The 23,769-nt window shown below is 72.1% G+C and carries 19 protein-coding genes; 6 read left to right on the top strand and 13 right to left on the bottom strand.

The features are described 5' to 3' along the window. Nucleotides 1-557: lytic polysaccharide monooxygenase auxiliary activity family 9 protein (locus WH85_RS34920; RefSeq protein WP_045746371.1), on the bottom strand; the 557-nt coding region annotated here is incomplete at its 3' end. Nucleotides 558-649: 92 nt separating this feature from the next. Here WH85_RS34920 and WH85_RS34915 point away from each other — a divergent pair. Beyond that, nucleotides 650-1,852, top strand: a complete 1,203-nt coding sequence (locus WH85_RS34915) for an MFS transporter (RefSeq protein ID WP_045746380.1) — start codon at nt 650-652, stop codon at nt 1,850-1,852. Between the two features lie 23 nt (nt 1,853-1,875). Here WH85_RS34915 and ahpF read toward each other — a convergent pair whose 3' ends face one another. From ahpF to WH85_RS34900, 3 genes are all read right to left on the bottom strand, one after another. After that, complete coding sequence (ahpF, locus tag WH85_RS34910; protein WP_045746370.1) at nt 1,876-3,435, bottom strand: alkyl hydroperoxide reductase subunit F; 1,560 nt, start codon at nt 3,433-3,435, stop codon at nt 1,876-1,878. Further along, entirely contained in the window at nt 3,435-3,998 is a 564-nt protein-coding gene (ahpC, locus tag WH85_RS34905; protein WP_045746369.1) for an alkyl hydroperoxide reductase subunit C, read from the bottom strand. The genes ahpF and ahpC overlap by 1 nt, the downstream gene beginning before the upstream one ends. Nucleotides 3,999-4,097: 99 nt before the next feature. Continuing rightward, the gene (locus WH85_RS34900) at nt 4,098-5,015 is read right to left on the bottom strand and encodes a LysR family transcriptional regulator (protein ID WP_045746368.1); all 918 of its coding nucleotides are present in this window, start codon (nt 5,013-5,015) and stop codon (nt 4,098-4,100) included. A 70-nt stretch (nt 5,016-5,085) separates the two neighbouring features. Here WH85_RS34900 and WH85_RS34895 point away from each other — a divergent pair, with 70 nt between their 5' ends. Both WH85_RS34895 and WH85_RS34890 read left to right on the top strand, forming a co-directional pair. After that, nucleotides 5,086-5,955: a DMT family transporter gene (locus WH85_RS34895; RefSeq protein ID WP_045746367.1), complete on the top strand. Its 870-nt coding sequence runs from the start codon at nt 5,086-5,088 to the stop codon at nt 5,953-5,955. A gap of 246 nt (nt 5,956-6,201) precedes the next feature. Then, nucleotides 6,202-7,197 carry a sulfotransferase family protein gene (locus WH85_RS34890; RefSeq protein ID WP_045746366.1) on the top strand — a complete coding sequence of 332 codons (996 nt, stop codon included), beginning with the start codon at nt 6,202-6,204 and terminating at the stop codon, nt 7,195-7,197. 36 nt (nt 7,198-7,233) lie between these two features. Here WH85_RS34890 and WH85_RS34885 read toward each other — a convergent pair whose 3' ends face one another. Next, on the bottom strand, nt 7,234-7,872 hold the full coding sequence (locus WH85_RS34885) for a response regulator (protein ID WP_045746365.1): 639 nt from the start codon (nt 7,870-7,872) through the stop codon (nt 7,234-7,236). Nucleotides 7,873-7,875: 3 nt separating this feature from the next. Further along, nucleotides 7,876-9,024: a sensor histidine kinase gene (locus WH85_RS34880; RefSeq protein WP_052721017.1), complete on the bottom strand. Its 1,149-nt coding sequence runs from the start codon at nt 9,022-9,024 to the stop codon at nt 7,876-7,878. Between the two features lie 121 nt (nt 9,025-9,145). On the opposite strand from WH85_RS34880, the gene WH85_RS34875 reads away from it, so the two are divergent. From WH85_RS34875 to WH85_RS34865, 3 genes are all read left to right on the top strand, one after another. After that, nucleotides 9,146-9,919, top strand: coding sequence for an ABC transporter ATP-binding protein (locus tag WH85_RS34875; protein WP_045746378.1), 774 nt, complete (start codon nt 9,146-9,148; stop codon nt 9,917-9,919). Then, nucleotides 9,916-12,411, top strand: a complete 2,496-nt coding sequence (locus tag WH85_RS34870) for an FtsX-like permease family protein (protein WP_045746364.1) — start codon at nt 9,916-9,918, stop codon at nt 12,409-12,411. The genes WH85_RS34875 and WH85_RS34870 overlap by 4 nt, the downstream gene beginning before the upstream one ends. A gap of 69 nt (nt 12,412-12,480) precedes the next feature. Beyond that, a complete protein-coding gene (locus tag WH85_RS34865; protein ID WP_045746363.1) occupies nt 12,481-14,616 on the top strand; it encodes an N-acetylmuramoyl-L-alanine amidase in 2,136 nt (711 codons plus the stop codon). A gap of 34 nt (nt 14,617-14,650) precedes the next feature. Here WH85_RS34865 and WH85_RS34860 read toward each other — a convergent pair whose 3' ends face one another. From WH85_RS34860 to WH85_RS34830, 7 genes are read right to left on the bottom strand one after another with little or no spacing between them, the layout of a single operon-like run. Then, nucleotides 14,651-16,636: a response regulator gene (locus WH85_RS34860; protein ID WP_045746362.1), complete on the bottom strand. Its 1,986-nt coding sequence runs from the start codon at nt 16,634-16,636 to the stop codon at nt 14,651-14,653. Further along, entirely contained in the window at nt 16,633-17,691 is a 1,059-nt protein-coding gene (gene cheB, locus WH85_RS34855; protein WP_052721016.1) for a chemotaxis-specific protein-glutamate methyltransferase CheB, read from the bottom strand. Before cheB ends, WH85_RS34860 begins: the two co-directional genes overlap by 4 nt. Beyond that, the gene (locus tag WH85_RS34850; RefSeq protein WP_045746361.1) at nt 17,688-19,796 is read right to left on the bottom strand and encodes a hybrid sensor histidine kinase/response regulator; all 2,109 of its coding nucleotides are present in this window, start codon (nt 19,794-19,796) and stop codon (nt 17,688-17,690) included. The genes cheB and WH85_RS34850 overlap by 4 nt, the downstream gene beginning before the upstream one ends. 12 nt (nt 19,797-19,808) lie before the next feature. After that, a complete protein-coding gene (locus WH85_RS34845) occupies nt 19,809-21,278 on the bottom strand; it encodes a methyl-accepting chemotaxis protein (protein ID WP_045746360.1) in 1,470 nt (489 codons plus the stop codon). Continuing rightward, nucleotides 21,278-21,832 (bottom strand): chemotaxis protein CheW, encoded by a 555-nt coding sequence (locus WH85_RS34840; RefSeq protein ID WP_045746359.1) that lies wholly within the window; start codon nt 21,830-21,832, stop codon nt 21,278-21,280. Before WH85_RS34840 ends, WH85_RS34845 begins: the two co-directional genes overlap by 1 nt. After that, nucleotides 21,829-23,202 (bottom strand): CheR family methyltransferase, encoded by a 1,374-nt coding sequence (locus WH85_RS34835; protein WP_045746358.1) that lies wholly within the window; start codon nt 23,200-23,202, stop codon nt 21,829-21,831. The genes WH85_RS34840 and WH85_RS34835 overlap by 4 nt, the downstream gene beginning before the upstream one ends. Next, nucleotides 23,199-23,693, bottom strand: a complete 495-nt coding sequence (locus tag WH85_RS34830) for a chemotaxis protein CheW (RefSeq protein WP_245674220.1) — start codon at nt 23,691-23,693, stop codon at nt 23,199-23,201. Before WH85_RS34830 ends, WH85_RS34835 begins: the two co-directional genes overlap by 4 nt. Between the last annotated feature and the right edge of the window lie 76 nt (nt 23,694-23,769).

Here is a 23,769-nt window from a genome sequence, read left to right as displayed (position 1 = left end):
GTCGGCGTGACCGTGGGTGTGGGGGAGGGGGTCGGGGATCCGCCTCCTCCGATGGTCAGGTCGACGCAGGAGTAGAACGCGTTGACCGTGTCGGCGATGTTCCACCGGGCCAGCACCGTCTGCCGTCCGGTGAAACCGCCCATGTTCACCGTGTGCGACTTGGTCGCCCCGGGTTGTGCTCCGCCGTCGTTGAACGATGCCAGCAGTGTGTTGCCGATGAAGTATTCCCATGTCGTGGTGGCGTGGCGTGCGGTGATCACCCAGTTGAAGGTGACACTCGTTCCGACCGTGGTGGCGGGCCAGGCTTTGCCGGTGTCGTTGAGGACGGTGAACCGGCTGCCGCCGCCGTTGCACAGGGTGGAGCCTTTGGGTGCCTCGACGCTCTGCGGTTCGTAGACGATGTCGCCGCACCCGCTGACCGCGCCGCTGGCACAGTTCGCCTGGCGGCTCGGCGGGGAGGAGATGTAGCCGTGCGCGGACGCGGGGGAGACGGCCGTGAGCAGTGACCCGGCGACGGCCGCGACGGTCAGGAGGGGAAGGATGAATCGACGTCTCATGAGCACTCCTCGGGGGACGGGATGTTCACGAGCGTAAATTTATTGTTGTTAACAGTAAATGATGTTACTTATTTTCATGGGGATCGATGCTGATGACCGGCACCACCACGGGGCTCACGCTGCGCCAGTTGGGGACGACCGTCTACCTGCCGTCCGCGGCGTACTCGACCGGTCTGGGCGCCGTCGCCCCCGTCGTGGTGCTCTCCGCCATCGACCTCGGCGCCTCCACCGCTACCGCGGCGCTGGTCGTCGGCATGCTCGGAATCGGACAGATCGCCGGTTCGTTGCCGGCCGGCGTGCTGACCGCCCGGATCGGCGAACGGCTCACCATGATCGGGGCGGCCGCGCTGGCCGTACCCGCGCTGGCGATCGGTGCGGTCGCCGGGAACGTACTGCTGCTCGGGCTGGCCGTCGCGATGATCGGGTTCGGGTCGGCGGCGTGGATGGTGGCGCGCCTGGCGTACCTGACCGAGGCCGTCGACCCGGCGTTGCGGGCGCGGGCGATGTCCACCCTGGGCGGGGTCAGCCGGGCCGGGGTGTTCGCCGGGCCGTTCCTCGGCGCCGGGGCGATGCACCTGATCGGGCTCACCGGGGCATATGTGGTGGCGCTGGTGGGGATGGCCCTGGCCACGGCGCTGCTTATCCTGCTGCCGCCGGTGACCCACGACCGGATCACCGCACCCGGCGGACCGCAGCCCCGGCTGTGGACGGTGCTCAGGGACAACGGCCGGACTCTGCGTACCCTCGGGGTGGCCGTGCTGCTCGTTGGGGCCCTGCGCGCCGCCCGGCAGACGATCCTGCCGCTCTGGGGTGCCGGTCTCGGGCTCGAACCCGCCACGATCGGCCTGATCTACGGGCTGTCCGGCGCCGTCGACATGCTGCTGTTCTATCCGGCCGGCTGGCTGATGGACCGCTTCGGGCGGCGGTGGGCCGCGGTCCCGGCGATGACGCTGCTCGGCCTGGCCCACCTGCTGATGCCGGTCTCCTCCGGTCTGACCGGGCTGGTCCTGATCGCGATGCTGATGGGTCTCGGCAACGGGTTCAGCGCCGGCCTGATGATGACGATCGGCGCGGACGTGTCCCCGAGGGAGGGCCGTGCTCAATTCCTCAGCGCCTGGCGGCTGTGTTCGGACGTCGGTGCCGGGGGCGGGCCGCTTCTGATCGGTGCGGTCACCGCGGTCGGCTCGCTGACCGCCGCCGCCCTGACCGTGGGCGCGGCGGGCTTTCTCGCGGCGTTCCTGCTGTTCCGGTGGGCGCCGCGGGGAGAAGAGACCCGGCCCGGTGCCGCGGGGTAGGACCCCGCGGCACCGGGTCTGCTCTAAACGGTGCGGATCAGGTGGTCGAAAGCGCTGAGTGCGGCCTTCGCGCCGTCACCGGCTGCGGCGACGATCTGCTTGTACGGCGTCGTCGTGCAGTCCCCGGCGCCGAACACGCCCGGCACCGACGTGGCACCGGCGGCGTCGATCACGATCTCGCCCCGGTTGTTCGTCTCGACCACGCCACTGACCCAGTCGTTGTTGGGCAGTAGACCGATCTGCACGAAGATGCCCTGGACGGGCAGTGTGTGCACCGAGTCGTCCACCCGGTTGCGGTAGCTCAGCCCGGTCACCTTGCGGCCGTCGCCGGTGACCTCGGTGGTCAGCGCCTCGGTGATGACGTCGACGTTCGGCAGGCTCTTCAGCTTGCGCTGGAGCACCTCGTCGGCGCGCAGTCCGTCGGCGAACTCCAGCACGGTGACGTGCGAGGCCAGGCCGGCCAGGTCGATGGCGGCCTCGATGCCCGAGTTGCCGCCGCCGATGACGGCGACCGGCTTGCCCTTGAACAGGGGGCCGTCGCAGTGCGGGCAGAACGTGACGCCCTTGTTGCGGTACTCCTGCTCGCCGGGTACGTCCATGGTGCGCCACCGTGCGCCGGAGGCGACCACGACGGTCCGCGAGCGCAGCACCGCGCCGGTCTCCAGCTCGACCTCGATCAGGCCGCCGGCGTCGACCGCCGGGTGCAGTTTGGCGGCCTTCTGCCGGGGCATCACGTCGACGTCGTACTCGCGGACGTGCCGTTCGAGTGCCGCCGCGAACCGGGTGCCCTCGGTGTGCGGCACCGACGGGAAGTTCTCGATGCCGGCGGTGTCGAGCACCTGGCCGCCGATGCGGTCGGCGACCAGGCCGGTGCGGATGCCCTTGCGGGCGGCGTACATGGCCGCGGTCGAGCCGGCCGGGCCGCCACCGATCACCAGGACGTCGAACGGTTCCTTCTCGGTGAGCTGCGCGGCGTCGCGTTCGGCGCTGCCGGAGTCGAGCCGGGCGACGATGTCGGCCAGCTCCATCCGGCCCTGGCCGAACAGTTCGCCGTTGAGGTAGACGGCGGGGACGCTCATCACCTCGCGCTCGGCGACCTCGGCGGCGTACGCGCCGCCCTCGATCGCGGTGTGCGTGATCTGCGGGTTGAGTGCGGCCATCGTGTTGAGGGCCTGCACCACGTCGGGGCAGTTCTGGCAGGTCAGCGAGAAGTACGTCTCGAAGTGCAGCGGACCGGGCAGGGCCCGGACCGCGTCGAGCAGGGCCGCGTCGTGCCGGGGCGGGTGCCCGCCGACGTGCAGGAGCGCCAGCACGAGCGAAGTGAACTCGTGGCCGAGTGGCACGCCCGCGAACCGTACCCCGGAGTCCTGACCGGGCGTGGTGATCAGGAACGACGGCGTGCGGACGTCGGCGTCCGGGTCCTCGCGGACGGTGACCTTGTCGCCGGCCGAGCGGACGTCCTCGAGCAGTTCGCGGGTCTGCCGGCCGGCCTTGCTGTCGTCCAGGGTCGCGACCAGCTCGATGGGTGTGCGCAGATTCTGCAGGTACGCGCTCAGCTGCGCCTTGAGGGCGGCGTCGAGCATCAGATCTTGCCCACGAGCTCGAGCGACGGGGTGAGGGTCTCGGCGCCCTCTTCCCACTTGGCCGGGCAGACCTCACCCGGGTGGGCGGTGATGTACTGCGCGGCCTTGACCCGGCGCAGCAGCTCGGAGGCGCTGCGGCCGATGCCGGTGTCGTTGACCTCGATGGTCCGGATCCTGCCCTCGGGGTCGATCACGAAGGAGCCGCGCAGGGCCTGGCCGTCCTCCTCGATCAGCACCTCGAAGTTGCGGGAGAGCTGCAGGGTCGGGTCGGCGAGCAGCGGGTACTGCACCTTGCCGACGGCCTCGGACGTCTCGTGCCACGCCTTGTGCGCGAAGTGGCTGTCGGTGGAGGCGCCGTACACCTCGACGCCGATCGCCTGGAACTCGGAGTACAGGTCGGCGAGGTCGGCCAGCTCGGTCGGGCAGACGAAGGTGAAGTCGCCGGGGTAGAAGACGATGACGCTCCACTTGCCCAACAGGTCCTCGTCGGTCACCTGGAGAAACTTGCCCTGCTGGTATGCGTTGACCTTGAAGGGCTTCACGACGGAGTTGATGAGAGACACGGTGGAGCCTTTCCTCGGAGCTTGAGCGTCCGAGTTTAAGATCAACTTCTTCTCTTGATCTATTCCAATCTGGGATGGATGTGGAGACCCTCGCCACGTTCAGGCGCGGGTCGCGGCCGGCGCCGGGGGCAACGCCGTCACCGTGCACCGCAACTCCTCCAGCAGTGCCCCCACCAGCGGTGATCGGCCGGCCCGCCGCGCGGTCACCGCCGCCACGTAGCGGCACGGGCCCGGCGGTTCCAGGCGGACCGCGGTCAGGCCGGTCTGGTCGGCGGTCAGCGCCACCTCCGGGATCATGCTGATCCCCACACCGGCCCGGACCAGTTGCTGCGCGAAGTGGTAGTCGGTTCCCCGGCACGCGGTCCGCAGTGTCAGGCCGGCCGCCGTCGCGTACTGCTCGACCAGATCGCCGACCACCAGGCAGCCGTGCACCCAGCGCTCGTCACCCAGCTCCGCGATGCTCAGCGAACCCCGTCCGCCCAGCGGATGGCCGGCCGGCAGCACGATCCACATCGGATCGTCCATCAGTGGTGTCCAGGTCAGGCCGGGCGGCACCGGCGGGCGGTCGTCCAGGTGGTAGACCAGCGCCAGATCGGCCTCGCCGCTGCGGATCAACGGCAGGCTGGCGGCCGGCTCGCTCTCGATCACGGTCAGCTCGACGCCGGGGTGGGCGGCGTTGAACCGGATCAGAGCCGGTGGCAGGAGACGCTGGCCGCCGGTGGTGAAGGTGACCACGGTCAGCGTGCGGGACCCGTCGGCGAGCCGGGTCAGCTCGCGTTCGGCGGCGAGCAGTTCGGCCGCGACGGCGGTGGCCGTGTCGGCGAGGACCTGCCCGGCCGGGGTCAGCGTGACGCCGCGGGTGCTGCGCACGAAGACGGCGGTGCCGAGGGACTGTTCGAGGGCGCTGATCTGCTGGGACACCGCTGACGGGGTGAGCCGCAGCCGCGCCGCCGCACGGTTGAAGCTGCCCTGCCGGGCCACCTCGGCGAGGATCTGCAGCCGTCGCGGATCGATCATCAGAATTCCTTACGACCTGGTTAAGAAGTGGCCACTACCGCTTACGACGGTACGCGGCGAGGCTGACGGTGTGAATCGTCGTGCCTGGCTCCTCTTCGCCCTGGTGTCCGTGCTCTGGGGCATCCCGTATCTGCTGATCAAGGTGGCCATCGAGGACCTGTCGCCGTTGCTGGTGGTGGCCGGCCGGGCGGCCGTCGCCGCGGCGGTGCTGATCCCGGTGGCCGCGATGCGGGGCACGCTCGGTGCCCTGCGCGGCCGGCTCCCGCTGGTGACGCTGCTGGCGATGGTGCACGTGGTGGTGCCGTTCCTGCTCATCACGTACGGCGAGCAGCACATCACCTCGTCGCTGACCGGCATCCTGATCGCCGTCGAACCCGCGGTGATCGCCCTGCTGATGATGCGGGCCGAACCGCTGACCCCGGGACGCTGGGTGGGCCTGGCGCTGGGGTTCGCCGGGGTGGTCGTGCTGCTCGGCGTGGATCTGTCCGGTGACGTGCTGGGTGCGGTGATGGTGCTGCTGGCGGCGGTCAGTTACGCGGTCGCGACCATCGTCGTGCAGCGGCGTGCCGCGGACGTCCCGCCGGAGGCGCTGAGCGTCGGCACCACCGGGATCAGCGCGCTGGTGCTGGTGCCGCTCAGCCTGACGGTCCTGCCCGCCGGGCCGGTCGGCCTGGACTCGTGGGCCGCTCTGGCGGCTCTCGGTGTCCTGTGTACCGCGGTGGCCTTTCTGGCGTTCTACCGGCTCATCGGCCTGGTGGGTTCCACGAGGGCCGGTCTGGTCACCTACGTCAACCCGGTGGTGGCGGTGCTGCTCGGTGTGACGCTGCTGGACGAGCCGGTCGGGGTGGGCACGGTCGCCGGTTTCACGCTTGTGGTGGCCGGATGCTGGCTCAGCACGCGGTCTGTCAAGACCCGCATCCCCGATCCGGTCGCCGCCTGACCGGATCCACAAGCGACGCTCTTCCCCAGGTGCGGCCGTACCGGCCGTGACCTGGGGTTTTTCCTCACCGAAACAGCGATGGACGTCGAGATTGCCAGGTAACTCACAGCTAGTCGATAGCTCCCCCATCTCGACGGCACAGACTTTTTGCGGAATGTTTGCGAAGTCATCAAGATCGAAGGGATGACCTGGAGGGGAGCAACATGACGACGCTGGGGACGACGCACCCAGTGAGGGTGGGCCACCATGCCCACTGACCGCCCGATCTTCGTCGTCGGCTGCCCGCGCTCCGGAACGACGATGCTGCAACTGATGTTGCACGCGCACCCCCGGATCGCACTGCCGCCGGAGACCAGGTTCCTGCTCGACGGCTACAAGAAGCGGGCACAGTTCGGCGACCTGAACGACCCGGAGAAACGCCGCGCGCTGGCGAAATGGATCATCGGGACGTCGCAGTTCGACGACCTGGGGCTGGACAACGAGAAAGCCGAGGAGGCGATCGTCGCCGGCCCGCCAACCCTGGGCTCGGCGTTCGGCATCGTCTTCCGGATGTACTCGGAACGGTTCGGCAAGCCGCGCTGGGGCGACAAACGGCCGATGTACCTGCGGTACCTGCCGACGATCCTCCGGCTGTTCCCGGACGCGCAGATCATCAACATCATGCGTGACGGCCGGGACTGTGTGGCCTCCCTCAAGGAGACCCCGTGGAAGCCGGCCGAGTTCGACACCCTGCTCGGCTACTGGCGCGACTCGGCCGACGCGTCGCTGCTGGCCGCCCGGCGGTACCCGAAGGACGTGTACCACCAGGTGCGCTACGAGGACCTGGTCGCCGACCCGGAGCCGCACCTGCGGGCGATCTGCTCCTTCCTCGAGGAGGAGTACGACCCGGCGATGACCAAGCCGAACGAACTCGCCTCGGTCGCCGTGCCGGAGTACAAGACCTGGCACACGCTGACCCACCAGGCGCCGACCACCGAACGGGTGGAGAGCTGGCGGGGACGGCTCTCCGACGAGGAGATCCGGCAGTGTGAGGCCTCGTTCGGTGACCGGCTCGCGCGGTTCGGTTACCGGCCGACGGTGCCGGTTCCGCGTACCGTGCAGATGCGGGCCGGCGCGAAGCTGATCGCGCGGCACCGCCTCGGACCGGCACGCCAGGCCGCGAAGCAGTTGCTGTCGCGCAACCCGGCTCCGCCGGAGCCCCCGGTGGCGGCGAAACTGACCAGCGGTCAGCTCGCGCGCTGATCACCGTCCTCGGCGGGTGCGAGCCCGCCGAGGAGATCAGCCGAGCAACCGCCGCTCCCAGGCCCACGCGGCGATCTCCACCCGGTTCCGGGTGCCGAGCTTGCCGTGGATGCTGCCCAGGTGCGTCTTGACCGTGCCGATCGAGATGAACAACTCGGTGGCGATCTCCGCATTGGTGCGTCCCCGCGCGGTCAGCCGGACCACGTCCAGCTCCCGCGGGGACAGCCCGCCGTCGTCGGACGGACCGGCCGGTGTGGTCAGATGTTCGAGCAGCCGGACCGTGATCGACGGGCTGATCAGCGCGTCGCCGGAGACCGCCGCCCGCACCGCCTCGATCAGCAGCGCCGGACCGGAATCCTTGAGCAGGAACCCCGCCGCCCCGTTGCGCAGCGCCTGATGCACATATTCGTCCAGGTCGAAGGTGGTCACCACCACGACCTTGAGCGGATCCGGCACGCCCGGCCCGGCCAGCAGCCGCAACGCCTCCAGACCGTCCATCCTGGGCATCCGGATGTCCATCAGCGCCACGTCCGGCCGCAGCCGGCGGGCCGCCGCGACCGCCTCCACCCCGTCGGACGCCTCGCCGACCACCTCCATGTCCGGCTGCGCGCCGATGATCATGCCGAAGCCGGTGCGGACCATGGCCTGGTCGTCGGCGATGAGAACGCGGATCACTAGTCACTCCAGAGTCAGGGGTAGCACGGCGTCGACGACCCAGCCGCCGCCCACGCCCGGCCCCGCCGTGATGTGCCCGCCCACCGCGCGGACCCGTTCGGTGAGGCCGACGAGACCGTACCCCGGACGGTCGCGGGGGACCTGCTGCTTCGGCGCCGGGCCGTCGTCGGCCACTCTCAACAGCAGATTCTGCGGGGTACGCCGTAACCACACGTCCACCACCGTCGCGGCGGGCGCGTGTTGCCGCACGTTGGTGAGCGCCTCCATCACCACCCGGTACGCCGACGTCGACACCTCCACCGGCAGACCGTCCACCGGGCCGTCCACGTGCAGTCGCGCCGTCACGGCACCGGCCGCCCCGAACTGCTCGATCAGGACGGCCAGTTCGGGGACCCCGGCGATCGGCGCGAGCGGCGCGTCCGGGCGGCTCTGCGAGTCGCGCAGCACGCCGACCATGCGCCGCATCGACGCCATCGTCTCGGCGCCGGCCTTCTCGATCTGTTCCAGGGCGAGCAGTACCCGCTGCGGGTCCTGCTCGGCGATGAACCGGGCACCCTGGGCCTGCACCACGATCCCGGTGACGTGGTGGGCGATGAAGTCGTGCAGGTCGCGGGCGAACTCGGCGCGCTGCTCGGCGCGGACCGTGTCCAGGGCCCGCCGCCGGCTGTTCTCCGCCGACCGCAGGATCGACCCGCCGCCGACCGCTGCGGCCGCGCCGAGCGCCTGGATCAGGCAGAACGTCACGTAGACGGAGGAGCCGCCGACCCGCAGCGGCATGGCACTCACCGCGAGGCCGCCGATGACCAGGGCGGGCACCGCCCAGCGGAGCGGGGCGTTGCGGGCCACCAGGACGAGCATCCCGAGAAGGGACACCGTTTCGGCCAGACCCCACAGGCCGCCGGTGTAGTCGGACGACGCGGCCATGGTCAGGGTCAGCAGGATCGACCAGAGCGATACCCCGATCGCCGCGCCGGGCAGGATCCGCGAGCCCACCGGGCGGTGCGGCAGCCACACCGTGGTCACCGCCACCGCGGTCAGGACCTGCACCGGCCCGAACGAGGAACGCATGCCGGAGGCCACGTCGACCGCGCCGATCACCGCCAGGGTGAGGAGCACGGCGATCTGCCCGGCACGCAGCAGGTATCGGTTCATCGTCACCCAGCGTAGGACCACCGGGGCGGCTCCCCATCGGCCGAAAGGCAGAGCCGGGCCGGCGCCGATCCCCGCCGCGGGGCGGATGCCGCAGCCGAACGGATCGACCAGCATCCCCGTCATGCATATCCGACCCGCATCCACTACCGCCCCGGACCGTGACGGGCTCGCCGCGGTCGCGGCCGTCGACCTGGTGAAGGTGTACGGCGCCGGCGACACCGCGGTCCGGGCACTCGACGGCGTGACCGTCGGGTTCGACCGGGGCCGGTTCACCGCGATCATGGGGCCGTCCGGTTCCGGCAAGTCCACCCTGATGCACTGCCTGGCCGGCCTGGACACCGCCACCTCCGGCCGGGTCATGCTCGGCGGCACCGACCTGACCGCCCAGCCGGACCGGGTGCTGACCAAGGCCCGCCGGGAACGGATCGGCTTCGTCTTCCAGTCGTTCAACCTGCTGCCGCAGCTCACCGCGGCGGACAACATCACGCTGCCGCTCGACCTGGCCGGGCGCAAGGCCGACCCGGCGCTGTTCGACCGGCTGGTCACCACGCTCGGCCTGGCCGGTCGGCTGACCCACCGGCCCAGCGAACTCTCCGGCGGGCAGCAGCAGCGGGTCGCGCTGGCCCGGGCGCTGGTGTCGCGTCCCGAGGTGCTCTTCGCCGACGAGCCGACCGGCAACCTGGACTCCCGGTCCGGCGCCGAGGTGCTGACCCTGCTCCGGGAAGCGACCCGCGACCTGGGGCAGACGGTGGTGATGGTCACCCACGACGCGGGGGCGGCGGCGTACGCGGACCGCGTCGTGCTGCTCGCCGACGGCCGTCTCGCCGGGGAGATCCACCAGCCGGACATCGCCGCGGTCACCGAGGCGCTGCAGGCCCTGGCGGCCGGCCGATGAACCCGGTGCTGCGTACCCAGCTCTCCGGGGTGTCCCGGCGGCCGGCCCGGCTGCTGCTCACCGGACTGGCGGTGCTGGTCGCGTCGTTCGTCGTGTACGCCACCGTGCTGGCACAGCAGATCACCGAGCGGAGCCTGCTCAACGGGCTCAGCGGCACCCCGGAGGCGACCGATCTGGTGGTCCGCGAGGGCACGGTCACCGGCGCCCAGCTCGCGAGGATCGCCGCGGTGCCCGGGGTGGCCGAGGCGGCCGGCCGGCTGGAGGTCGGCGTGCAGGCCGGCGCCGAGTACCTGACCGTGGCCGCGGACCCGGGAACCGGGCCGCTCAGCATGGTCGCGCCGGTGTCCGGGCGGTACCCGGCGGCGGCCGGGGAACTCGCGGTGACCCCACGGACCGTGCAACGGCTGGGGCTGACCACGGGCTCCGAGGTCGAGTTGCGGGCCGGTGACGAGACACCGCCGGTCACGGCCCGGATCGTCGGCGTGGTCGAGCCGCCGTCGGACTACGGCGACACCGCGTACGCGCCGCTCGGCACGGTGTCCGCCCTGGTCACCGAGGACGTCCTGCAGCGGGTCGAGATCCGGCTGGACGCCGGCGCCGACGCCACCGCCGTCCGGGAGGGCATCGCGGCCGTGGTGGCCGGGCCGGAGGCGCCGGAGGTCGCCACGGGGGCGGACGTCCGCCTCGAGGAGGCCCAGGCCATGGTCGGTGAGATCAACCAGATGTTCGCGGTGGTCGGCATGTTCGTCGCGGTGGCGGTGGCCGCCGCCGGGCTGATCGCCGCGTCCACCTTCCGGATCGTGTTCGCCCAGCGGATGCGGCAGCTCGCCCTGCTCCGCGCGGTCGGCGCCGGCCGGTCCGCGCTGGTCCGCGCCCTGGTCGTGGAGGGCCTGCTGACCGGAGTGGTCGCCGGCCTGACCGGGGTGCTCGCCGCGCTCGCCGTCGGTCACACGGTCCGCCCGGCCGCGGGGGCCCTCGGCGTGGACGTGGCATCGCCGGGCTTCCCGCTCGCCGCGGCTGCCGCGACCGTGGCGCTCGCCGTGCTGATCACGGTCCTGGCCGTGCTCGCCCCGGCGTTCTCGGCCGCCCGGGTCTCGCCCCTGGAGGCGCTGCGGACCGCGGCCACCACCGGCGCCCGTACCGGCATCGGCGGGGGACGCCGGCTGTTCGGCCTGCTGTTCACCGCGGCCGCGCTCGGCGGGGTCGCCGTCGTGCTGGCCGCCCTGCCCGAACCGGACGCGCAGGACTTCGACCCGTCGCCGCTGCTGCTCGGCATCGTCGCGTCCGGCGCCTGCGCGTACATCGCCCTGATCGCTCTCGGTCCGGTGCTGGTCCGCCCGGTGCTCGTGGTGGCCGGCTGGCCGCTGCGCCGCCTCGGACCGGTCGGCCGGCTCGCCGTCGGCGGGGTGGGCGGCAGCGCCCGCCGGGCCGCCGCGGTCTCGGTGGTGGTCGCGCTCGGTGTCACCCTGATCGCCGGGACGCTCGTCGGCGGTGCGTCGGTCCAGGTGCTCGCCGAACGGGAACTGGCCGCGTCGGCGCCCGCCGACTTCGAGCTGTCCGCCTCGGACGGCACGGGACTGCCGCCCGGGTACGCCGGGAGGGCCGCCGCCAGTGGCGCGCTGACCCGGGTCACCCCGTACCGGCGGATCGACACGACGGTCGGTGGGGTGGAGACCGCGGCCACCGACCTGGCACTGACCGCGCTGCCCCGCCTGGCCGACCTGGACCTGGCCGCCGGAACCACCGACGGCTTCGGCCCCGGCCGGACGGTGATCGCCCGTTACGTGGCGGACCTGGCGAACTTGAGGGTCGGCGACACGACGGCCGTCACCGCCGGTGGCCGGACGGTACGCCTGACCGTCTCCGGGATCCTCTCCGACATGGGTCCGCTGCACAGCGGTCTGGTGGTGGACGGCAGCGACCTGACCGGTCTCGGGGCGAAGGCGGCGCCCACCGGGCTGCTCGCCGACGCGTCCGCGGACGGGGAGCAGGCCCGTACCGCCGGCCTGCACGCCCTGCGTGACCTCACCGCCGGCGACCCGAGGTACGGCGTTGCGGTCCTCGCCGACCAGCGCGACCAGCTCCGCGGCAACCTGACCGTGGTGCTGGCGATCGCGATCGCCCTGATCGGGCTGACCGTGCTGATCGCCGTGGTCGGGGTGGGCGCCACCACCGCGCTGTCGGTCGTCGAACGGGTCCGGGAGTCCGGCCTGCTCCGGGCGGTCGGCATGTCCCGCGGTGGACTGCGCACCATGTTGACCACCGAGTCGGCGCTGTACGGCGTGGTCGGCGCGGCACTCGGGATCGCGCTCGGTGTCCCGTACGCCTGGCTGGCGGTCCGTGCGACCGGCCTGAACGCGCCGCTGACGGTGCCCGGGTGGCAGCTGGCCGCGGTCTTCGCCGCCCTGGTGGCACTGACCGCGCTGGCCGGGGTGATGCCCGCCCGGCGCGCGGCCCGGGTCAGTCCGGTAACAGCTCTCACCACGGACTAGTGGCGAACACGACGGTCCGGTAGCGTTCACGCCCGCAACATCGACGATCTTCGCGGGGGAACCGGGCCAATGCACAAACGGGTGACGATCGGTCTGGGTACGGCGGTGGCCGTGCTGGCAGCGGGTGGCGGGGTGGCCATGTGGCCCACGGCGGCCCCGCCGGCGGCGGCACCGGCACCGGCGGTCGAGAGGACGCAGCCGGCCGTCGTGCCGGTGGCCGCGACGACCGCCGCGGCGCCGGCGACAACGACGACAGCGACGGCGAGGACACCGGCGGGAACGTCGGCGACGACCGCACCGCCCGCGGCGAAGAGCCGGCTGCGCACCCTGGCCGTCCCCGAGCGGACCGCGAAGAAGGACCTGGCGCAGCGTGCCACCGAGCGGTTCAGCCTGCTCGGTGTCACCTGGTCCGATCCGGACGACGCGCCCACCGGCGACATCGAGGTCCACACCCGCAGCGTCGCGACCGGAGAGTGGACCGGCTGGCAGCCCCTCGAGGCCGCCGACACCGGCCCGGACGCCGCCGAGGCCGCCAACCCGGGCCGCCGGGGCGCCACCGAACCGCTCTGGGTGGGGCCGTCGGACGGCGTCGCGGCCCGGTTCGCCGACGGCGGCGAGCTGCCGTCCGGCCTGCGTCTCGACCTGATCGACCCGGGCACGTCCACCGGCGGTCAGGGCGGTGGGGAGGCGGAGATCGGCACCAGCAACGTCGTCACGCCGCCGTTTCCCGCCTATGTCAGCCGGACCGCGTGGGGCGCCGACGAGAAGATCACCGGCGACGTCACGATCGGCACCGAGGTCAAGGTGTTCTGGGTGCACCACACCGCGACCACCAACGATTACACCTGCGCCGAGTCGGCGGCGATCGTGCGCAGCATCCAGACCTACGACGTGACCAGCAAGAAGCTCTCCGACATCGGCTACAACTACCTGGTCGACAAGTGCGGCACGCTGTTCGAGGGCCGCAAGGGCGGGGTGCAGAACGCCGTGGTCGGCGCGCACACCGTCGGCTTCAACACCGGTTACGCCGCCGTGTCGGTGATCGGCGACTACGAGACCGCGACGTCGAACAGTGCCGTCGAGGCGAAGATCGCCCAGCTCGCGGCGAACCGGCTCGGCACCTACGGTTACGACCCGACGAGCACCGTCACGATCAGTCCCGGTGTCGCCAACGACAAGTACCAGACCACCGACCAGCTGACCGTGGAGCGCCTGGCCGGGCACCGCGACGCCGACGCCACGCTCTGTCCCGGCGCCAACCTGTACTCCCGGCTGCCGGCGATCCGGGTCCTCACCCAGCAGACCGTCCTCGGCCTGGCGCTCACCTCGGTGACCGGTGGCGGCAGCGCCGGCGGGGCGTACTACGTCAAGAACCGGGCCACCCTCGCCTGGAAGCTGATCACCCCCTCGGCCGACCTGGCCCGCTTCGACATCCTGGTCGACGGCACGGTCGCCGGGACGGTGGCGAACACCGTCCGCAGCGCGTCGGTCGCCGTGCCGCCCGGCAGGCACACCGTCGCGGTCCGGGGTGTGAGCGCCACGACCGGCTCGGCGACGGTGAACGCCACGGTCCACGGCGACGTCACCGCCCCGGTGTTCGGCAAGGCGGTCGAGGTCGGCCTGCGGACCGGCACGTACAGCGCCGCGGCGGTCCCGGTGAAGGCGAGCTTCACCGCCAAGGACAACCTGAAACTGACCGGCCTCACCGTCAGCAAGCCCAAGGCCGCCACGCTCGGTGTCACCGCCACGTCCTGGTCGCCGAGCGTGAAGACCGGTGCGGTCACCTACACGGTCACCGCGCGGGACCTCTCCGGCAACACCCGGGCGTCGTCGGCGTCACGCACGGTGGTCCTCTCGGCCGAGACCGCCGCCAAGAGGACCGGCGCCTGGACCAAGGTCACCGGAAAGTCGCACCTGGGCGGCAAGGCCCTCTCCGCCAAGGTGAAGAACCGGAAACTGACCTGGACGTTCACCGGCCGCAGCGCCGCGCTGCTCTTCTCGAGGACCGCCAAGTCCGGCAAGGCGGCGATCTACGTCGACGGCAAGAAGATCACCACGGTCGACCTGAAGGCGTCCAAGACGAGCTATCGCCAGGCCGTCTGGACCCGCGACCTCAAGCCGGGCAAACACACCGTGGCCGTCGTCGTCCAGGCCACCGCCGGTCGCCCCACGGTGATCTCCGACGGCCTGGCCTACATCAGATGACCCTTCGCAAGGTGTGCGTCACCACGAGGGAGGGTCAGGCGGTGCGCCGCGGGGCGGTGCGGCGGTCCTGACCCGCGAAGTCGGCGGTCGGGGGCAGGGTGAACCAGAAGGTGGCTCCCTCGCCCTCGGCCGACTCGGCCCAGATCTCGCCGCCGTGCCGTTCGACCGCCCGGTGCACCGTGGTCAGGCCGATGCCGGTGCCGGGGAAGTCGCGGGCGTCGTGCAGCCGGGCGAACGGGCGGAACAGCTCACCGGCCTGATCGCTGGGGAACCCGGCCCCGTTGTCGCGGACGAAGAACTTGCCGTCCTCGGCCCCGACCGTGATCTCCGGGTCGGACACCTTGCGGCTGAACTTCCAGGCGTTGTTGATCAGGTTCTCGAGGACCACCCGGACCAGACCCTCGTCGGCGTCCGCGGTCATCCCCGGATGCACCCGCAGGCCCACCCGGCGGTCCGGGTCGCGGGCCGCCACGTCGGCGAACACCTGATGGGCGGTGGTCGTCATGTCGAACTCGGCCCGGCGCAGCTCACCCCGGCTGGCCCGGGCCAGGATCAGCAGCGACTCGACCAGGTCGGCCATCCGCATCGCCGCCGCGTGGATGCGGGTCAGGCGGTGCCGGGTCCGCTCGCCCAGCTTCTCGTTGTCCTCCTCGTCGAGCATGTGCTCGGCGAAACTGCTGATCACCTGGAGCGGACCGCGCAGGTCGTGGGAGACCGAGCCGGAGAACGCCTCCAGCTCCCGGTTGCGCCACTCCAGCTCCTCGACCAGGGCGGCCCGCGTCTCGGCCAGCTGCCGGGCCGCGCGTTCCTCGGTGGCGTCCAGTTCACGGCGCATCAGTTCCTCGCGGATCCGGCGGGACTCGTCGTGCGACTGTTTGCGGCGGATCTGCGCGCGGACGTGCACCAGCAGACCCTCCGGCACGTCGATCAGGCGGACGTAGTCGTCGGCCCCGGCGGCCAGGCAGTCCAGCATCTGCGTCTCGTCGCCGGTCATCACCACCGGCAGCTCACCGACCCGGGGCACCTCGCGGATCCGGCGGCAGGCCTCGCGGGCCCGGTCCAGGTCGTCGTCGAGACCGATCACGATGCAGTCGACCGGCTGGGCGGCGAGCAGGTCGAGGGCGTCGACGATGCCGGTGGCGGCGACGATGTCGTACCCCTCGGCGCGCAGCGCGTCGGCCCAGACGGTGAGTTCGGCGCGGTCCGGGCTGACGGTGAGCACCTTGCCGGGACCGTGCAGGCTGCCGATCGCCTCGATCGGCAGCTGTTCGGCGCTCTGCCGCAGCACCGCGGCCAGTTTGGCCAGCACCACCGCCAGGTCCTGCTGCTTGCGGACGAACGCGTCGGCGCCGGCGTCGAGCATCTGCATCTCGGTGGCGTAGTCGTCGGCGGCGGTCATCAGCAGGCACGGGGTGTCGCGCAGCGCCGGGTCGAGGCGGATCCGGCGGATCACCGTGGCACCGTCGATGCCGGGCATCACCCCGTCGACGATCACCGCCTGGGGCCGGCGGTCGGCGGCCATCCGCAGGCCGTCCTCGCCGCTGGGGGCGGTCAGCACCGCGTACCCCTCGGATTCGAGGAGTTCCCGCAGCTGCTCCCGGAAGGTCATGCTGTCGTCGATGACCAGGATCGTGGTGGCGTCGCCGCCGCTGTCACGGCTCTCCCCGAGCAGCTGACGGGTCCGGGCCACCACATAACCCGAGTCGTACGGCTTGCCCACGTACTCGTCGGCGCCGATGCGCAGCCCGGCGAGCCGGTCGGAGACCTCGCTCTCGCTGGACAGCAGCATGGTGACCACCTCGCCGTGCGTGCCGCGCAGCTCGGTGAGCAGTTCCAGGCCGTCCGCGTCGGGCAGCAGCACGTCCAGCACGGCGGCGTCGAACGTGCCGGCGGTGAACGCGTCCCGGGCCTCCGCCCCGGTGGCGCACAGGATGGTCGCGAACCCGTCGTCGGAGAACGCCTCGTGCAGGTCCATCCGTACGGTCAGGCTGTCGTCGACGATCAGCACGGTGGGCGTCATCGCCGGGCCCCCGACGGATGCAGCTCGCAGATCCGGGCCGACATCCGGGCCGGCGGCAGCACGTGGGCCGCCGCGCCGATCAGCGCCGCCTCGCGGGGCATCCCGTACACCGTGCAGCTGCCCTCGTCCTGGGCGAACGTGACAGCCCCCCGGTTGCGCATCTGCAGCAGGCCGGCCGCCCCGTCCCGGCCCATCCCGGTCAGCAGGCACCCGGCCGCGCTGCCGCCGAACTCGGACGCCACCGACTCGAACAGCACGTCCACCGAGGGCCGGCAGGAGTGCCGGGCCGGGCCGTCGCTGAGCCGCAGGAGCTGGTCACGGACGTACAGGTGCCGGTCCGGGGGAGCGAGCAGCACCTGACCGGCGACCCGGCCGACCGGGGTGCCGTCGACGGCGTACCGCACGTTGCGGGCGGTCTGCCCGGCGAGCCAGTCGGAGAACGCCACCGCGAACTGCTCGCTGGCGGCGATGTGCTGCACGATCAGGATCGGCGTGTGGAAGGTGGGCGGCAGCGCCCGGAGCAGCTCGGTCAGGGCGGCCGGCCCGCCGGTGGACGAGCCGACCGCGACCACGCTGAGCCCGTTCGGGGCCGGGGTGGGCACCGGCGGCGGGGCGGCCGGGGTGGCGGTGCCGCGGCCCAGCCGGGCCCGCGGATGGGTGATCACCCGGATCCGCGCGACCATCCGGACCGTGTTGCGCAGCCGCTGCGGCCAGTCGTTGTCGGAGTCGTCGCCGCGCGGCTTCTCCAGCACGTCCACCGCGCCCGCCGCCAGGGCGTTGTACGTGCTGAACAGCTCCTGCCGGTCCGCGGACGAGACGACCAGGATCGGTGTCGGGTACTCCGCCATGATCTGCTCGGTGGCGGCCAGCCCGCTGATCCCGGGCAGCATCATGTCCATGGTGATCACGTCGGGGCGCAGCCGGGCGGTCATCTCCACGGCCCGTTCGCCGCTGACCGCCTCGCCGACCACCTCGAGCTGCGGGTCGGTGGCGAGCGCCTCCCGCAGGTGGTGCCGCATCGTCGCGGAGTCCTCCACGATCAGCACCCGGGTCACGACCGGACCACCAGGCGGCGGATGTGGGCGAGCAGCTTCTCCTGGTCGAACTCGCCCTTGACCACGTACGCGCTGGCCCCGGCGGCCCGCCCGCGTTCCCGGTCGGCGGCGCTGGACCGGGAGCTGACCAGGATGGCCGGCACGGCCGCCAGCTCCGGTTCGGCCCGGGTCCGTTCGACGAAGGTGAAGCCGTCGATGCCGGGCATGTCGATGTCGGTGAGGAACAGGCCGTACCGGCGGGTCCGCGCCTTCTCCAGACCCTCCTCGCCGGAGGCGGCCAGGTCCACCTCGTAGCCGGCCGACTCCAGGATGCTGCGTTCCAGCATTCGCGTGGTCAGCGAGTCGTCGACGACCAGGATGGGCAGCGGCGGCGCCGCGGCGGCGGGCTGGTGACCGCCGGCCTGGTGCCCGCGGATCTCGGCGGCCAGGCCCTGCGGGTCGAGGACCAGCCGCGGGTTGCCGTCGGCGTCGATCGAGACGCTGGAGATCACCGCCGTGGACGGCGCGAGTTCCGGAAGCGGGCGGGCGACCAGCGACGACGTGCCGGTGAGCCGGTCCACCCCGATGGCGACCAGACCGTCGTCCGACTTGATCACCACGGCGGCGCCGGCACCGGGGGAGTCCGGCACGGTGTCCCCGGTGTACAGCGCCTGGGCCAGGGGCAGGAACGGCGTGGCCGTGTCGTCGTAGACGATCCGCCCGGTGGCGGAGGCCGTGGTCGCCTCGTCGGGGCTGAGCCGGACGCAGCCGCGTACCGCGTCCAGGGGCACCACCGCGAGCGTGCCGCCCGCCTCGACCACCAGGCCGGTCATGCTCAGCAGGGTGAGCGGCACGGTCAGCTCGACCGTCGCCCCGATCCCGGGTTCGCTGCGGACGTCCACCTCACCGTGCAGCTGGGCGGCCACCTCGCGGACCGCGTCCATGCCGATGCCCCGGCCGGCGACCTCGGTCACCGAGGCCGACGTGCTGATCCCGCCGCGCAGCACCATGCCCAGCAGCTCCTGCTTGTCCGGCGGCGGCGCCCCCGGATCGAGCAGGCCCCGCTCCTGGGCGGTCCGCCGGACCGCGTCCAGGTCGAAACCCCGCCCGTCGTCGGTGCACCGGAACACCACCTTGCGCCCGCGCCGCTCGACGTCCACGCTGACCTGGCCCTCGGGTGGTTTGCCGGCTGCGATCCGCTGCGCCTCGGGTTCGATGCCGTGCGCCACCGAGTTGCGCACCACGTGCAGGAACGCCCCGGTGACCGGCCCGACCAGGTGCGCACCCAGCCGGATCTCGGCGCCCCGGGCGACGAACCGCACGTGTTTGCCCTCCGCGTCGGCGGCGTCGCGGACCGCCCGCCGCAACGCGGTGATCACGCTGGCCACCGGGACCAGGCGCAGGCCCTCGGCCTTGGCGCGGACGTCGTCGAGCTCGCGTTCGATCTGGTCGACCGAGTCGGTGAACCGCCGGCCGGCCGAGCCCAGCTCCCCGGCGAGCCGTTCCGCCGAGGCGCGCGCCACGCCGGGGGCGCTGCCCCGGCCGGCGCGCAGCTGGTCGGCGAGGGTCTCGGCGGACCGGTGCAGGCGTTCGATGGTGTTGCAGCCGGCGCGCAGCGGCGCCATCCGGGAGTTGGCCTCACCGATCGCGTCGAGCAGTTCGTCCAGGTCGGCCGAGGCGGCCCGCGGCGCCACCGTGATCACCTCGGGGACCGGCGGCGGGGCTGCGGTCCGGGTGGACTCCGCGGGGGTGGCCGGGGATTCCGGTGGCCGGGTGGCGGCGGGGGCCGCGGGCGGCTCCGGCGGCGCGGGTTGTTCGAGGACGGTCACCTGCCGGGTGATCTCGTCGTTGAGCCGCAGCAGCTCCCGCATCTCCTCGGCGGCCAGCGGCTGGTCACCGGTCCGGTGCGGGACCAGGATCTCCTCGAACTCGTGGGCCCGGTCGGCGATGTCCTTCTGCTTGACCACCCGGGCGGCACCCTTGAGGGTGTGCGCCACCCGCAGCAGCCGGGCGACCGGTTCCGGCCCCGGACGCTGGTCCAGGTCGAGGACTCCGGCGGTGATCTGGTCGACCAGCTCCCGGGCCTCGATCCGGAAGTAGCGCAGCGGGTCCCGGCTGTCAGCCATCGTGGCGGCCCGTCAGCGCTTGGCCGTGCCGACCAGCTCCAGCAGGTCGCCGGAGAGGGTGGACAGGTGCGCGGCGGTCTGTTTGGTCTGCACCGCGCTGGACTCGGTCTCGCGGGACACCCGGGCGGTGTCGGAGGCCGCGATGTTGACCTGTTCGACCGCCGTGGTCTGCTGTTTCGTGGAGAGCTCGATCTCCCGTGTGGCGTCGTTGGTGGTGGAGACCAGCTGCACGATCTCCCGGAAGCTGTTGGTGGCGTCGTCGAACTGACGGGCGCCGGTGTCGACCGCCTTGGCGCCGATCTCGGTCGCCATCACGGTGGTGTTGACCGCGCCGCGGACGTCCTCGATCAGCGCGCGGATCTCCTTGGCCGAGGCCGCGGTCCGGTCGGCGAGTTTGCGGATCTCCTCGGCCACCACGGCGAACCGCCGCCCCCATTCGCCGGCGCCGCTGGCCTCGATGGTGGCGTTGATGGCCAGGATGTTGGTCTGCTCGGCCAGCTCGGACACCAGGTCGACGACCGAGCCGATCTGCTGGGACTTCTCACCGAGCGCGAGCATGTGCTGCACGATCTGGTCGACCTGGGTACGGATCGCACCCATCGAGGCCCGGGTCTGGTCGATGGTGGCGTCCCCGGTGCGGGCCGCGGCCTCGGTCTCCTCGGCGATCTTCGAGACGCGCTGGGCGGACTCGGAGATCTGCCGGGAGGTGATCAGCAGTTCGCTGATCGTCGTGGTGATCTCGTTCATCGCGCTGGCCTGGTCCCGGCCGCCGTTGACCTGCTGTGCCGCGGCGGCCTCCAGCTGGGTCGACGAGCTCTGGATGTGCCCGACCGCCGCTCCCAACTCCCGGCGCAGGTCCCGGCTCACCCGCCAGGCCACCACGATCGCGCTGCCGGTGGTGACCGCCCCCAGCAGGATGATCACCCAGATCGCGATGGCCGCCTGTTCGGTCGAGTCGACGCGGTCGTTGTCCACGTCCACCCGGATGCGGGCCACCAGATCGGTGAGCGTGCTCTGCAACGTCTTGCGCAGGGGTATCACCTGGTCGGCGTTGAGCTGGGCCGCCGCCTGCGCGTCGTTGACCTCGGCGCGTTTGGCCATCACCAGGGCGACACCGGCGGCGTGTGCGGTCTCCGCCGTCGCGACCCGTTCCAGCAGGGACAGCGAGGTGCCGTCGGTGAGGGAGTTGCGCAACTCCTCCAACTGGTTCAGGAAGGAGGTGCGGTCCTGCTCGGTGAGCTGCTTGTACTCGTCGGTGCCGTACAGCAGGTAACCGCGGTAGTCGGAGAGACGGGTCTCCATCATCCGGTTCAGCGTCTCGGCGCCGGCCAGATTGCCGGTCGCGGCAGCGATCACCCTGTCCTTCGCCTTGACCACCAGGGACAGTGCTGTCACCGCGGTGATCACCGAGATCAGGGTGAGGACGATGGTCACGGAGACCCCGATCGCCAGCTTGCTGCCAAAAGTACGGCGGTTCAACATCAGGTCTCCTCGGCGACGGCGTGCGGTTCTGCGTCGAACTGGTGTCCCGCGAGCCGGTGCACCAGGGCCCGGGTGGCGGGCACGTCCACGATCGGCCGGTTGCCGTCGGGCAGCCGGACCATGCCCTGCAGGCAGCCCTGTCCGCTCTCCTCGTCGGCGCTCTCCAACATGTCGCCGGACTGCACCCGGACATGCCGGTCCAGCTGGTGGAAGGCGAGCGCGAGCATCGGGGTGCCGGCCGCCAGGACCAGCCAGCGGGGCCGTTCCGGCTTCGGGTGGCCGAGCAGCGCGGCCAGGTCGTACACCGGGACGATCGAGCCGGCGAAGCCCGCCACGCCGAGCAGCCCGCGGACGGTGCTCGGCAACGGGGTGATCTTGCGGTCCGGGTGCACCCCGGCGGTCTGGGCCAGGCGGATCACGTACGGCCGGTCGCCCACCCCGATGGCGAGGAGTTCGACGATCCCGCCGTCGAGGACCCGCAGCGGCTCCGCGAAGGACCTGTTGAAGTCGGCGCGGACCTGCCCGACCCGGTCGCCGACGGTCGCCCCGCTCACCGGGGCACCCCGCAGCTCTCCAACTCGGTCCGGCACAGCGAGACCAGCGCGATCCGGCTGAACCCGCCGCCGAACAGCACGATCCGGTCGTCGCTCTCCCGCAGCATCAGATCCTGGGCGGTGCGCAGCAGCGCGGCGGCACCCCGGTCGTCGCCGCGTCGCCGGGCCAGCAGACCCATCCGCAGCTGCGGCATGGCGAACGCCGGATCCAGGTACGCCGCCAGCCGGTACTGCCCGACCGCCTGGTCCGCGCAGTCCAGCTCGTGGCAGACGCCGAGCAGATGGTGCCCGTCCGGGTGCGGGCCGCCGGTGTCGATCAGCCGGTGCGCGGCGGCGCGGGCCTCGTCCAGCCGCCCCATCTGGGCCAGCAGGACGCCGTACAGCAGCACCTCGCGGACGCCGGCCGGGGGCGGTTCGGAGATCGCCGCCAAGGCGTCGGCGAACCGGTCGTCACGCATCAGCGCGAACGCCCGCGAGTAGTGTTCCGCCGGATTCGCCACCGGGGCGGGGCGGGCCGGCCGGGACGCCGTCGGCGGGTGCTGGTGCCCGGCGCCCGGCCGCCGGTAGAACACCGTGCCGGCCTCGTGCAGGACCTCCAGGCCCTCGGGGCGGCTGCCCAGCGAGTCGGTGTGCCCGAGGAACAGGTAACCGCCGGTGTCCAGCGACCGGGTCATCCGCCCGACCACGGCCGTCACCACGTCCGGGGTCAGGTACATCAGCAGGTTCCGGCAGAAGATCACGTCGTACCGGCCGGGCTGCCACAGCTGCGGGTCGTCGTCGGCGACGTTGTACTCCATGAAGTGCGCCGCAGCGGTGATCTCCGGGGAGACGTGGTAACCCTCGGGCGACTGCCGGAACCACTTCTCCCGGGCCCGGTCCGGGGTCTCCCGCAGCGACCACGCGGAGTACGTCGCGGCGTTCGCCTTGCGCAGCTGCCGCCGGTTGGCGTCCAGGCCGACCACCGAGACGATCCAGTCCCGGTGCGGGCGGGCCTCGGTCGCCAGGATGGCCAGCGTGTACGCCTCCTCGCCGGACGAGCAGCCGACCGACAGCAGGCGCAGCACCCGCTGCGCGCTGCGGGCCAGGATCCGTTCCGGCAGCACCCGTGCGGCGACCACCCGGAACTGTTCGCTGTGCCGGAAGAAGTAGGTCTCGGTGATGCTCAGTTCCTCGGCGAGTACCGCCAGTTCGGCGTCCCAGCGCCGCCCGGTCAGCCGGTCCAGGTAGTCCCGTTCGGACAGCTCGTGCGCGGCGGCCCGGTCGCGCAGCACCTTCTCCATCTGGCCCACGTCGGCGTCCGCGAAGGTCCAGCCCAGCCGCTGCTGAAGCAGGTCACGGAACCGGGTCAGCCCGGCCGGGAAGCTGGTCACGACCCGGCCTCGCCGTCGTCGCCGACCGCCTCCCAGACCTCGTCGGGCACCGCGCTGATGCTGTGCAGCAGGAGCAGCGGTTCGTCGCCGACCGTGCCGACGGCCGCGATCAGGGACTTGGAGACGCCGCTGAACAGCGCGGACGGTCCCTCCGGCGGTTCCACCTCGATCTCCTGGACGCCGAGGACCGGCCCGGTGCCCAGCGCGATGGTGCCACGCCCGGCACGAACCGTTACATAACGTTCGATCTCGCCCTCGGCCCCGGTCAGCAGCCGGGTCACGTCGATCACCGGGGACGGCGCGCCGCGCAGGATGGCCAGCCCGAGGACGTACGGCGCGGTCCCGGCCAGCGGCCGGGTGACCAGCGGGCGCATCGTCTCGACGACCTCGTCGAGGGGGAGCGCGCAGTAGAGCGGACCGGCCCGGAACACGAGGGCGACCACCGCGACGCCGCGTGCCGGAGTCAGAAGATCGCTTCGTTGCCCTGCCACGCGCTCAGGCTAATCACCATTTAAACGGATTTTGTGAGCTTCTCTCGACTTGGCCCGGCCGCGCGGCCCGGTCGCC

The organism is Actinoplanes rectilineatus (assembly GCF_000962825.1).
Lineage (GTDB): Bacteria > Actinomycetota > Actinomycetes > Mycobacteriales > Micromonosporaceae > Actinoplanes > Actinoplanes rectilineatus.
The sequence above is the reverse complement of the archived record's forward strand: the minus strand, read 5'-3'. Positions and strand labels throughout refer to the sequence as shown.